9 protein-coding genes are annotated in these 12,532 nt (G+C 52.4%); 2 read left to right on the forward strand and 7 right to left on the reverse strand.

What is annotated here, in order from left to right; translation table 11 throughout:
• Positions 1-498 precede the first annotated feature (498 nt).
• Positions 499-1,308: an IS3 family transposase gene (locus KJ970_12345; protein ID MBU2691707.1), complete on the reverse strand. Its 810-nt coding sequence runs from the start codon at positions 1,306-1,308 to the stop codon at positions 499-501.
• 35 nt (positions 1,309-1,343) lie between these two features.
• On the reverse strand, positions 1,344-1,565 hold the full coding sequence (locus KJ970_12350; protein ID MBU2691708.1) for a transposase: 222 nt from the start codon (positions 1,563-1,565) through the stop codon (positions 1,344-1,346).
• Here KJ970_12350 and KJ970_12355 point away from each other — a divergent pair.
• Positions 1,515-2,540 carry an integrase core domain-containing protein gene (locus KJ970_12355; GenBank protein MBU2691709.1) on the forward strand — a complete coding sequence of 342 codons (1,026 nt, stop codon included), beginning with the start codon at positions 1,515-1,517 and terminating at the stop codon, positions 2,538-2,540. The genes KJ970_12350 and KJ970_12355 overlap by 51 nt on opposite strands.
• A gap of 256 nt (positions 2,541-2,796) precedes the next feature.
• Here the strand turns inward: KJ970_12355 and KJ970_12360 are convergent, their stop codons facing one another.
• From KJ970_12360 to KJ970_12370, 3 genes are all read right to left on the reverse strand, one after another.
• Positions 2,797-4,122 (reverse strand): hypothetical protein, encoded by a 1,326-nt coding sequence (locus KJ970_12360; protein ID MBU2691710.1) that lies wholly within the window; start codon positions 4,120-4,122, stop codon positions 2,797-2,799.
• Between the two features lie 97 nt (positions 4,123-4,219).
• Entirely contained in the window at positions 4,220-7,156 is a 2,937-nt protein-coding gene (locus KJ970_12365) for a S8 family serine peptidase (GenBank protein MBU2691711.1), read from the reverse strand.
• Positions 7,157-7,416: 260 nt separating this feature from the next.
• The gene (locus tag KJ970_12370) at positions 7,417-7,833 is read right to left on the reverse strand and encodes a hypothetical protein (GenBank protein MBU2691712.1); all 417 of its coding nucleotides are present in this window, start codon (positions 7,831-7,833) and stop codon (positions 7,417-7,419) included.
• A gap of 189 nt (positions 7,834-8,022) precedes the next feature.
• Between KJ970_12370 and KJ970_12375 the strand changes: the two genes are divergently transcribed.
• The gene (locus KJ970_12375; protein MBU2691713.1) at positions 8,023-9,990 is read left to right on the forward strand and encodes a T9SS type A sorting domain-containing protein; all 1,968 of its coding nucleotides are present in this window, start codon (positions 8,023-8,025) and stop codon (positions 9,988-9,990) included.
• 251 nt (positions 9,991-10,241) lie between these two features.
• Here KJ970_12375 and KJ970_12380 read toward each other — a convergent pair whose 3' ends face one another.
• Together KJ970_12380 and KJ970_12385 are read right to left on the reverse strand one after the other, a co-directional pair.
• A complete protein-coding gene (locus KJ970_12380) occupies positions 10,242-11,327 on the reverse strand; it encodes a hypothetical protein (GenBank protein MBU2691714.1) in 1,086 nt (361 codons plus the stop codon).
• 16 nt (positions 11,328-11,343) lie between these two features.
• On the reverse strand, positions 11,344-12,522 hold the full coding sequence (locus tag KJ970_12385) for a cation diffusion facilitator family transporter (GenBank protein MBU2691715.1): 1,179 nt from the start codon (positions 12,520-12,522) through the stop codon (positions 11,344-11,346).
• Positions 12,523-12,532 lie beyond the last annotated feature (10 nt).

The following is a 12,532-nucleotide window of genomic DNA, read 5'->3' on the forward strand; positions in this document are numbered from 1 at the left end:
ACGTCGAATCTTGCCATTTGAATACTGTTGCATTTGATCCTCCAAGCTTGAATGGATATAAAATCCAGCATTTTGCTGGGATAGCTATTTTATAATCCATTGGCTTAGAGGGTGGAAGGCTCCGTGAAATGACCGCTTACAATGCAGATAGATTCGGAAATGTGCTGGGACTGAGTCAAGAAGGTACCGTATTTGAAAACCTTGCATTCACTCAAGGACACATGGACAGAGGTGGAATAGGAATCTTATTATCGCGTGAAATCTGGTTTAGAGACTGTGAATTCTTTGGCAATACAGCCAACATTGAGGGCGGTTGTTTTGCCATCCAAAATAACGCAATCGCTCATTTCGAGAATTGCAGTTTCGAAGATAACCTAGCTTGGGGAACTGGGGGAGGGGCCATTCAGGTCGATGAAGGTGGATCAATAGAATTGGAACATTGTGTATTCAGAGGTAATCATGTGGTTTGGGCTTGCCCCGAAATAATGGACACACAGTTTAGACATCTCTGGCTGCCTCGAAGGCAGTCGGGCTGACGTACCCGAGGTACGAGTGAAGACGTTTCCGATTGTAGAATTCCTCGATGTAACGGAACACGTCGGCCATGCCCTCTGTGATCGTATTGTACCCGTTTTCCGGCATCCACTCCGTCTTGTACGACGAAAAGAAACTTTCAGCCACGGCATTGTCCCAGCAGTCGCCCTTTCGGCTCATGCTCGCCGTGATGCCGAGCCGCTTGAGTTCGTCGGTGAACGCCGTCGCCGCATACGTGCTTCCTTGATCCGAGTGAAAGACCAGGTCGACCCCAGGACACCGATTCTTGACTGCCATATCGAGCGACCGACGGACCAGCTCCGTGTCGTTCTCCGTGCCCATTCCCCATCCGACGATCTTCCGCGAGTAAAGATCCAGCGTCGTGGCAAGGTAGAGCCAACGCTCCCGGGTGGGAATGAAGGTCACATCCGCGACCCACACCCGGTTCGGCTCCGAAACCGTGAACTCGCGAGCGACCAGATTCTCGGCGCAAGGGAGCGAATGGTTCGAGTCGGTGGTCTTGCGGAATCGCTTCTTCCGCCGCGCTCCCAAGCCGTTCTTGCGCATCAGACGTGCCACCCGATGGCGACCGCAGATCTTCCCGCGGGTCCGCAGCTCTCTCGTCATTCGCGGACTGCCGTAGGCCTGCCGCGTCGTTTTCTGCACCGCCCGGATCTGCTCAAGCAACAGCCGATTCTTCAGCTCCCGGTCGCTGGCCGGCCGGGTCCGATACGAGTAGTAACCGGCTCGCGAGACTTCCAGGGTCCGGCACATCAAGCCGAGCGGATACTCGTTGGCATGCTGCTCGATCACACGGAACCTCGCGAGCGTTCCTTCGCGAAGTACGCCGCCGTTTTTTTTACAAATTCCAGTTCCATGCGGAGTTGCCGGTTCTCTCGCTCCAGGCGACGCAGTTCCTCGTCCGCAACCTTGAGACGACCCTTCCCTGGAAACGCCTCCTCTCGGTCGGCCAGAACCTGCTGCTTCCAGCGGCCCAACAGACCGGCACCAATCCCGAGTTCTCGGGCCACCTCCGACATCAATCGATTCTGCTCGACAACCTGGCGCTGCGCCATCAACTCATTGTCCTACAACGCAAAGCCAGGAAACCACGGCTGAAAGACCGGGACCGGCTCCTCTGGAGCCTTCTGGCCCGCTTCTGGACGGACTGGAGGAGGCACCTCATCCTCGTCCAGCCGGAGACGGTTATCCGTTGGCATCGCCAGGGATTCCGTCGGTACTGGAGATGGAAGAGCCGGGGGCCGGGACGGCCGAAGGTGCCGCAAGAGATCCGCGATCTCATCCGTCAGATGTCCCAAGCGAATCTTCTGTGGGGCGCGCCGAGGATTCATGGGGAGTTGTTGAAACTCGGCATCGAGATAAGTCAGGCCGTGGTGTCCAAGTACATGGTGCGTCGTCGGAAACCGCCATCGCAGACCTGGCGCACGTTCCTCTCCAATCACGCCAAGGACATTGTGTCGATCGACTTCTTTACCGTTCCAACAGTGACATTCCGGGTTCTTTATGTGTTCATCGTCTTGAGCAATGATCGCCGGGAGGTTGTTCATTTCAATGTTACCGGCTCGCCGACCGCCGCCTGGACCGGACAGCAGATGATCGAGGCGTTTCCTTGGGACACAGCGCCGAGGTTCCTGATTCGGGATCGGGACAAAATCTACGGCGCAGACTTTATTCGGCGACTCGGATCGATGGGGATCGAGCAGGTTTTCATCGCCCCGAGATCTCCGTGGCAGAGCCCATATGTGGAGCGCGTGATCGGTTCTATCAGAAGAGAATGTCTGGATCATGTGATCATCTTCAACGAACGGCATCTGCGCCGGGTGCTCAGGTTGTACTTTGATTATTATCATAGATGTCGCACGCATCTGGGCTTGGAGAAGGATTGCCCCGTAGCGAGACCGGTGGAACCTCCGGAGCGGGGGTTAGTTGCCTCTGAGCCGATGGTCGGCGGTCTGCATCACCGCTATTTTCGGCAAGCCGCTTAGTTTAGGGATCGGCTGCATGGGCATCGTGTACATGGGATTACTGGCCATAATCCTGACTAAGATTGCTGACGTCATTCCATTCTGTCCCTCCGCCATCCGATCTGATATCATAGAGCCGGTTCCATGGCGAGGCCGGGCTGGGTAAGAGTCGTGGATCTTGGGTTGGATGGCATTTGTGGAAGCGACAGGGCCTGAAAGGATCGGGGGCAATACTGGAGGCGCTGCAGACAGGGTGTTGGATCGGGGTGAGGTGTAATCATTTTCTATACAGGAGCTTAAGACTACCCCACGTAGCATTTTTCGTCGGTGTTTGGTCGCAGGCGGGATCAAGACGGCCGATGAGATCGCAGCCTTCCGGGGAATTTCCGGGAGCACATGGGCTTTGGAATGCAATATGGAAGTCTCCCAATTCAGGATCACAGAACCTGGGGTCAAGTGAAATATTGTCTTCTATAAAGGCGTTATCAGGATTTGTCAACTCGAGTGAGTCGGGCCAGAAGTTGTTGCAGGTTATGTGCATCCCGACAGATGAAGATGCGACAACAGGCGATTCAAAAAATATATTATTGCTGCAAATTGGATGATTCCCATGATCTGAATTGAAGACCACGAATGTACCCACTATGGTGTTGTGATCGAATTGTATTGCGGAATTAGAATAATTCATCCAGAATTGAAAATCAGTTCCCACCGTGTGGCCGACGCTATTCCATACATGATTCTCTGTGAAGATCAGTGAAAAGTGTGGATCTCCCACGGTTAGGCGGGGAGCAAGCTTAATGCGCGTCGCACATGGTCCGTCCAAATCCAAAAACGAATTACCCTTTATAGTCGCTGAGAGGTTGGCCACGCGTAAACCTGTACGGCCATCGCAAGATCCAGATCCTTGAAAACGACAATCAATTATTGATATGGGGCCGGTGCCACTGGAATATAATGCCGCCCCGAAAGCTCGCGATCCTGAGTGGATATAAAAATCACAGTCCTTTACAATGCTCTCTTCAAAATTATAAATGTAAGCAGAGCCACCGACGTCGTCAGCATCATTGTTATCGAATACGCACCCGACCATCGTAACCGTGAAGATGTCCGACAAATAGACGGCCCCGCCTCCCATAGATGAATCATCCAGCAGATAATTGTCATGAAAGTGACAATCTTGAATTGTCGCCGATCCTCCAAGGCCCCGGCTCCACCAAGATATGGCACCACCTGAAATAAGCCCATATTCTTCCGGGGCCCCACCCCCATTCCGGAGCGTAAAACCCTCTACAATGAGATCTTCGGCATCCCCGCCAACCATGTAGATGATACTTTTCTCTCTTCCTTCGATAATGGCTGAACCATCCAATATGGTATTCTCTTTGCCTTCAATGCCAATGAAAGCCAGGGATTTGCTTTCAAGCGGGATGTGCTCATAGTAAGTCCCAGGACCGACAAGAATAGTGTCCCCAGAGGCTGCGATTTCCGCTATGGCGCCGATCTGATTTTCAGGCTGAGCCGGGTTCCACTCCACTGTCCATGTCGTGGCCTTTGAATTGCTGCTGACTAATAACGTTCCAAACGATATTAAGGCAACCATAGCCCGCGATCGGAAAAGCGATAGCAGGCTAAATGGTGAGTCAAGGGGATTCACATTCACCCCATTTCCTGCCATTCCAATTCTCTGCATAGCCCAATTACCGAATTAGGACGAGACGTCGGGATTCGCTTTTGATATCAGTGCTTGCGGTTAACCAATAGACACCCGATGAAAGCATATGGTCGCTATCATCCATCCCATCCCACATAATATCAAAGGCTCCGGGGGCTTTGTGGCCATCAACTAAACGTCTTATTATCCTTCCGGTGACGTCAATAAGAGAAATCTCTACATGACCAGCTGACTCTATTGAGAATCGGAGATTACTATGCGGACGAATTGGGTTAGAGAATGGAGCGATCGATATGGCGCTTGTTGCCAAATTCCCTCCGTCTGAAACACCACTCGTCGGTCCCGTCAAATACACCACGTGTATCTCAAGGTCATCGAGTGATGTCCCGACCCAAATAAAATTTTCGCCTTCATAGTACCCGTATAAATACCCGCTGACAAGAGATTCTCCTGTTTCTTGATTTATCGTTGTCATAGAGCAATCATGTATGCCCTCTTCCACCATTGCGACCAAAATCTCATCGTCCTCAAACGTTGGAAAAGTATTCGAGCTTACGCGCCTCACCCAAGCAACACGATCGGGCGAATGCTCCGGAGAGGGGTTTTGAAGAACAGGTACCCAGAAATAAGCTGATGCCAGCCATTGAAGCCATTCCGTATCGCCTATAGTAAAACTCCTGACCGGTAGAATGGAGTACATATCATCCGCGGTGAAGACTGTCTCATGCCAAATATAGTCCAATGCTGATTCGACCGCGCCTCCAACATTCAGTCTTCCCTTCCCATAATCTTCGGCCTCACAGGTTTCACAAACTCGACTATAAGTATCTGGGTCCCACGGATCCTCACTGAACGGAAGCGCCGTACCTTCCAGTAATCCGATGACATCCTCGGCCTCGATATAATAACCCCTTTCCGCATGATGGATCGCCTGCAATAATCCGATGGCTCCTGACGCTTGCCCGGCAGCCCCTGATGACCCTATCCCAGTTGAAAAGTAGTAGTCGGCATATCCTTCTTCTGGAAGTTCAACTAATAATGGATGAGTTGTAACCGCTCTTCCGGAGGATGGGGCACAAATTTTTACATTGCCTGGTCCTGCTAAATTAAGAGTCGTGTCTGGACACAGGCCTGTACTTTCGGCAGTATAACAGGTGTTATCCTCTTCCCAGAACTGGCCAAGCCAGGTATATCCAGCGACGCCGACAACAAAGGGAAATGCACAGGGATACCCTACTGCCGGCGTTGGATATTCGTGGCCGGCACTGGAGGCCGCTGTCACAATGCCTATTTGAAGGGCATTCCAAAAAGCAAATATCGAATCCTCCAAATGGTCTTCCAATCCGACATCACCGAATGAACAATTCAGTGCAACTGTGCGTCCTGGAATATGTCCATTCAACGTCTCGGTTACCAGATTATTAACGTATGTACGGTACATATCCGTGACATAGCCACAACCCTCGACCAATAGCCCATCCTGATAATCGACGCAATCCCAATAGCTGCAGTGGGGGATGGCAATATCCAGGATTGAGCAATCTGGACAGATCCCCGCAACGCCTATCTCATTATTTGTTAAGGCGGCCGCGAGGCCAGCCATTTTTGTTCCATGATCGCCACAGAAATCAATATCATAGTAATGAAATCGTGAGAAAAGCTCGGGATCCGGCAGCTGGCTGTTGATGGATCTCAAGTCTTCATGTCCAATAGGGTCATGCCCAACCCAATTGTCAAAAATCCCAACATCGGCGACAGCAATGACAATATCCGGATCACCGACCCCTTCATACCAATATTGAAGAGCGTCTAAATCGAGATCGTACTCGGAAAGGGCTTGCTGACAGCATACCTCATCGGTCCTAAGACCTTCGTTTTTAAGATTCCATTGAGCGTCGTCTGAAATGTAGCGCCAACTGTCAAAATACTCGTCATTTGGAATGCTTTGGAGTTTTAGTCCGCGGTTGCCTACGGACCCAATGCTTCTTATGCCTGGCACACGCTTAAGTGCCCGCAGCGCCCCGGTTGCCTCCTCTATTCCGGGGAACGTCACCTGAAAATAGCCCGATAGGTCAATGAGCTGAACTCGCTTGCCGTTAATCCCGACGCCAGTCGTATCTGAAGGGCTGGATTGGGGGAAAGTTTTCATGAGGGTCAGGGCCCCGTGATTGGCCAAAGCTCTCCGAATGTTGGAATTTCTAAAGTCTACCTCCTCAATCGGAATTGAGTTCCCCGTATAGAATGTTGGATGTTGGGGCTGGACACTAGTTGAAAAGCGGATGGACAAAACGTCAGAGGTAGCCACCGGATCCTCGGGCGCGTCTTCTTCGCCTCCATCAGCCCAGGGCTCTTCGTCGTCCCCACCTCCATCTAACCCGCCGGGACAGGGATTATTCCCTGCCACGCCAAATCCCATCACGCCATAATCCATGATTGCGTCTGTCCCGGCTGTTTGAGTGCAGTCAACGAATGCTCCGCCTTGGACTGAATGAGCCGTGAGCGGAATCGTTCCATTCGAATAGGCATAGGTCAGAAACCAATAAACCGGAACCATTTCGCCACCCAGGCAATCAGGCGCCCAACTCACCGCTGTTCCCTCACCGGGATCAGGCCAGTTAGCCGTGGCGACTTCTAGGGGAGATCCAATAATGTCACATGGCCCCCAGCTGCCCATCGCCAAATTTTCTGGATCATATTGTCCAAGCCCGAAGGTGAACGTATTGAGCCGATCAGATACATCATCGGGAAAGGCGGCGATCACAAACCATTTCTGGGGAGTGCCATCGGCGGCTGCGGTTGGATTGAGTTGGCTGCAATCTCCCGGGAGGGTCAGATCCCCGCAGGAAGCAGAGTAGACCAACTGTGGGTCATGGTGGACGACAAGAACCCCGCCTTCATTAATCCCAGCAAATGCGCTTGATACAAAAGCACATAGGGCAAACAGAACTGTTACCGGTCTCATCTCACCCTCCTAAATCACCCCAGTCGTTGAGTCAGCTCACAGTCCAGATAATGGGATTCAAGCGATGCCGGAAGCCTCACCCTAGAAACACAAAATCCGTCACCCCATCGCTGGAATGAACGGATTCATACTTCCTTCGGCTGCTTCGATGGCACGGCTCCATCTACGCCTCCGCTTGATTTCCAACTGCCAATTCAGACTAACGGGCAACCCCTGGAATTGTCCCAGTAATGCGATCTGCAGGAAGGATATGCCAATCCCTACTTGGTGTCAATCCCAATTGTGCGACGGCTGGATTGGGAGGGATTCGCTTGACTGGCGATGGCGAGAGATAGGGAGGGGTGATCCAGTGGCCAAGCCGCCGACGATGGAAGCACATTATTGCCCTTCCAGGTTGTCCGCCCGGCTCTCATCTTATACATCCGGCTAATTCTTAACCCCTGGTACCGACTCGCACGGATGTGGGTTCGTGCGACCAAAGTGGGTTTCGGTGGAGGATCGAATTTATAAGTGACATGCACAATGGCTCGCTTCTTCCCGCCTTCCTCAACTGTCTCCACCCGGATTTGTTCAACCAGGGTCTCGAGGACGGGACCGGGATCACGAAGGAAGGCTTCCAGATCAGCCCAGATCAGGTTCTCGATTTCACTGACACGCCCCCGTCTCTTGGCTGCCAAACGGAGAAACCTCGGGCCGCGCCAGTGGGAGATGGCGTGGCCCACATTTTCCCGGCTCAGCCTCAGCTCCCAATCCTTTGCTGCCCATAGAAATCCAGCCCCGAATCCCGGCCTGGCACTTGGCCCCAATGAATGTTATTATTCTGGTGCGACGATATGCAGCTCAATCCCACTTAAGGGGGGGGTCCCATGTTGATTCGCTTAATACTGTTTGGACTGTTCCTATTCCTTATCCCAGCTATCTGCCCAGCTACTACTTGGAATGTTTACGAAGATAGTTCGGGTGACGCGCCCACTATCCAGGCCGCTATAAATGCGGCTGAGGAATATGAGACCATATTAGTTAGCCCAGGAATCTATAATGAATCAATTGACTTCCACGGCAAGGTGTTACGCATTCTTAGCACAGATGGACCAAGCGTCACAACAATCACGGCGCTGGGCTTAAATAGCAGAGTTGTCACGATGCAGGAATCATGCGGATCTTTCACCGAACTGGGTGGATTCACAATCACACAAGGTAACGACCGCGTGGGTGCAGGCATACGATGCGATGCACCTGCCCTTATACAAGGCTGCATTATTGAGTGGAACACTGCTACGAGAGATTCGGGTTCTATATACCCAAAGGGTGGGGGTGTTTTTGCGGGTGGAGGCTGCCGTATCATTGGGAATGTGATTAGACATAACCGTTCACTCTTTTGGGATCCTGGCCCCGGGCCGGATCCATGTGATATGCCGTACGGTACTGGAGGAGGCGTTGATTGTCGTGGCTGCATATTGGAGCGCAATGAGGTCACCGAGAATATTTCGAAGATGGGCGGTGGTGTATTGGCGTTGGGGGCCAGTCTAAGGGGCAATCTATTCCGTGGAAACGTAGGTGTCTCAGGCTCAATAATTGACCCACGATGTCTATATGCTGGCCGGAGTGGTGGCGTATATGCTGAAGATTCGGAGCTTGAGAGAAATGCATTTCTTGGGAATACCGCCTATGTAGCCAGTGAGCTGGTTGCAACTACAAGCTGTGAAATTAGAAAAAACATCTTTCATATTGAGTCCTGTAGCTACAGAACTTTTTGTCCCGGAGTCAAAATCCATGGCTCGAATATTGTGGTTGAACGCAATACATTTGTCGGACCTGGCGCCCCAGTCGACTTCCCCATTTGGGGTGTGAATGGAGAAAAATCTTGGGTTGGGAATATCTTCTTTAGAGCACATGTTGGTTATGAACCGCCAGGGGGGTTTTTAAATGCTAATAGTGAAGAGAGCGAAATGATGACGCCCGGGCATGTTCTCTTTTCAAATGCTATTCCTCCACAGTCAATGATTCCTGAAGATGACTTTTATCTCACATCAGGCCAGTTCGATCAAGGGAGCTTTGAGGGAAATATCATCCATGATTCCTTGGTCGCCGAGAATGTTAATATCTATTTCCCTGATTGGCAGACCAATAATCTCATTGGCGATCCCCTTTTCTGTGATCAAGAGGAGAGCGATTTTCGCCTACTTCCCGACAGTCCGGCCCTGCCGGGCAACAATCCTTTCGGCTGGCCAGACACGATCGGGGCGTTCGGAATTGGTTGTGATGCAGTTCCTGTATTGCTATGGGGATTTACAGCTCGTTGGGAAAATAATCAAGCGGTGCTCACATGGTTTCTGGCGAGTGATCTCGGAGGCGGAGGGCTGCATATTTATCGGAAGGCCATACCCGAAGGAGAATTCAAAAGACTGACTTCAAGACTGTTGCCGGTGTGCTCATCCTGTTGCTTCACAGATTCAGATCCTCCTGCCGAAAGCTCTATTCGCTATGTCGTCCGGTTCGTCGGCCATTCGGGTTCCGAAATGTTTCTGGGCGAGACTGATCTTCCACCACGAAAAGCAGAGATATCGCTCGAAGAGCCATTTCCTAATCCCGCAACCGGACTTGTTGCTTTTAAGTGTCGGGCGCCAATTGGAAGTTGGGCAACAATTACGGTTTATGATGCCGCCGGACGTCTTGTGCGAACCCTCTGGGATGGTCCTGTTGCGGAGTATTCCAAAATTGTCACATGGACTGGACGAACGGAAGAAGGGATTCCGGTAGTATCGGGTATGTATTTCGTCAGGTTTCAAAGTGGTGGTCAGGCGTTTACGCAAAAGGTGCTCATGATCCAATAGTCTTTTTCGATCCAGCCCGCCAGGGCATGGCCAAAATTGGTTCAAATTTTAGCTATACCCTGGTGTGGTTATAAGGCGGATTTTAACGCCCACTGTGCGTTTGCATGCGTTTAAATTACTGGCCAGTAATCCCCCACATCCACCCACATCCGAACGCAATACGCCGCCCAATTTTTACCCCCGGCACCGACGCGCACGGGTGTCCGTGTGAGCCGTAGGGATTTTGTAAAGAGAAGGAGAATAGCGCCAACTCAGGCTGAGGCGCACCTCGTGACAAACCGCGCCAGATCACTCCAGCTCTGGGCGCGGGAGATATCCGTCTTGGCAATGCCGGATAGGCTCAGTACGCCGGCCGAAGGTGATGAAGAGGAGTCCTTGTACAAAACAGGCGCGATTTGCTCAAGAATCACGCGGCCCAGGGCGGGGAAATGCCGGGCTCTGGAGGCAAGATATCCGGTGGGGTAGATTTCCGGCTTCAATCTATAGATGGCGGCGTCGCGGGCGAACGCACCGGCCGAGCCGCCGCGCATTTCATGAAACCAGAAACCGGATATGGAGCGGGGAACAAGTTGACCTTCCTCAATCGACTGATAGAGACGGGTCAACCCAAGAGTGGCGGAAAGAATCCGCTTGGTGTCGAGCCAGGTGATCTGTTCATCGCTTGCGGCTCGTCCAGCCCGTTTGAAGGCTCGGCGATAACGCCGCCCTCCCGGTTTAACAAACAAACGCTCCACCACCCGCCGCCCTTCGCGAAGAATCGCCTCGCTGAATACCGGCGCTCGCAAAAACTCTCCGGGCGGATGACCCAAAAGACAACATCCGACACGTGTTAAACTGGTTAAATCCATTTCGGAGAGGGGTGAGTTCCACAGAGCGCGGCAGAGCACCCGTCCGTCGGCCCAATGTGTGCGAATTTGGAAGCCGGTGGGGGATATTTCACGGACAATGGCATTGTCATTATTGATGCCGATTTCGCGATCGCCCTTTTCGTCAATGACTCCGGGAACAGGTGTGAAATTGATGACAAGCCGGCGGGCCAACCCCGGATAGGCCCGCACCAGGTGGCTCCACAACCGCAGAGACATGGCGGTGTTTTCAGATGTCATCGGCTCGCTTGAGAAGGCCGTAAGATTGATATCGCTGAATCCACGGGAAAACTCGCCGAGCGCGATGCCGCCGTAGAGCACGAAAGAATATAGATGCGGGACGATATGGCGCGCCTCATGGACGAGGATTTCAAGCAGTGACGCCAGATCTCTATCAAGCGTGTTCAATCCCTGCCAGATTCCGCGGGGGGCGACAACAAGGGGCGTCCATGTCAAAGGCAAGTCTTTCAAAACAAATCTCGCGCGTTTAATGCCGTTGAACAAACATCGGCTCAATCTCAATTATAACACCAATCCCCGGAAAACGCTTCTCAAGAAGTGACGTTATCTTCGCTTTTAATGAATGTTCCTCTTTCTTTCCCAAATGGGACGGGACGGCTATATCAAATAGAACGTTAAAATGCTCTGCCGACCCGATAATCCGGAGATCGTGAAATGACTCGCATCGGGAATCCTCGGCGACGGCCGTATCGAGAAGACGCCGTATCGCTTCGTAATGGGGGTGATCCCGATTGACCGGATCGATATGCGCGACGACCAGACGCGGCTTTCCCTGGGAGATTCGATTCTCCACGATCTCGGATATCGTATGGAGATCCATCGGATCCTCATTGCTGTCCACCTCGATATGCAGCGAGATGACTTCGGATTCGCCGTACCGATGCACGATGATGTCATGAACCCCCTCGACCCCGTCAACAGCAAGGGCTGTGCGGCGAATGTCTTCCACCTCCTCATCGGTTGGAGCCTCGCCAAGGAGATGGCTCACCGAGCGGCGGCCGATGGTGAATCCGGTCCAAACGATAATGATCGAGACGCCGATCCCGGCCACGCCGTCGACCCAGAGGACCCCGAATCGGGCCAAGATGAAGCTGACAATGACCAGTCCGGTGGCGATGGAGTCTGTCCGGTGGTGCCAAAAGTCGGCCTCAAGGGCATCCGATCCGATCTGCCGGCCCAGTTTCCGGGAGAATCGGGCCAGCCATTCCTTAATCACAAGGGTGACAAAGAGTATGCCCAGCATGAACCAGGAGATATTCAAAATCCGCGGGTGGATGAGCCGCTCGATGGAGGAACGAAGGAACTCGACGCCGGCTACGATGAGAAGTACCGCAACAACAAGTGTAGCAATTGTTTCCGCTCGTCCATGCCCGAACGGATGTTCCTCGTCAAACGGCTTTCGGGCGATACGAAATCCGACAATAACAACGATAGATGTGGCCATATCGGCAAGGGTATGAATGGCGTCGGCGATGAGGGCGATCGAGCCGCTCATGACCCCCATGGCCCCCTTGATCAGGAAGAGGATGATATTGACGATCACTCCCACCCAGCCCTCCAGAATGCCGACACGGGTTCGGAATTCAGGATTTTTTACGGGATCCTCTGGTCCAGCGAACCGGTTGACCAGCCGCTTTGTCAGCATTTCTGAAAGA

It is taken from the genome of Candidatus Eisenbacteria bacterium (genome assembly GCA_018831195.1).
GTDB lineage: Bacteria > Eisenbacteria > RBG-16-71-46 > CAIMUX01 > JAHJDP01 > JAHJDP01.

Bases quoted from the DNA above. Each gene is read 5' to 3' on its own strand.
- KJ970_12375 (MBU2691713.1), top strand. From the start codon at position 8,023: ATGTTGATTCGCTTAATACTGTTTGGACTGTTCCTATTCCTTATCCCA.
- KJ970_12345 (MBU2691707.1), bottom strand. From the start codon at position 1,308: ATGTGCCGGACCCTGGAAGTCTCGCGAGCCGGTTACTACTCGTATCGG.
- KJ970_12365 (MBU2691711.1), bottom strand. From the start codon at position 7,156: ATGAGACCGGTAACAGTTCTGTTTGCCCTATGTGCTTTTGTATCAAGC.
- KJ970_12385 (MBU2691715.1), bottom strand. From the start codon at position 12,522: ATGCTGACAAAGCGGCTGGTCAACCGGTTCGCTGGACCAGAGGATCCC.
- KJ970_12360 (MBU2691710.1), bottom strand. From the start codon at position 4,122: ATGGTTGCCTTAATATCGTTTGGAACGTTATTAGTCAGCAGCAATTCA.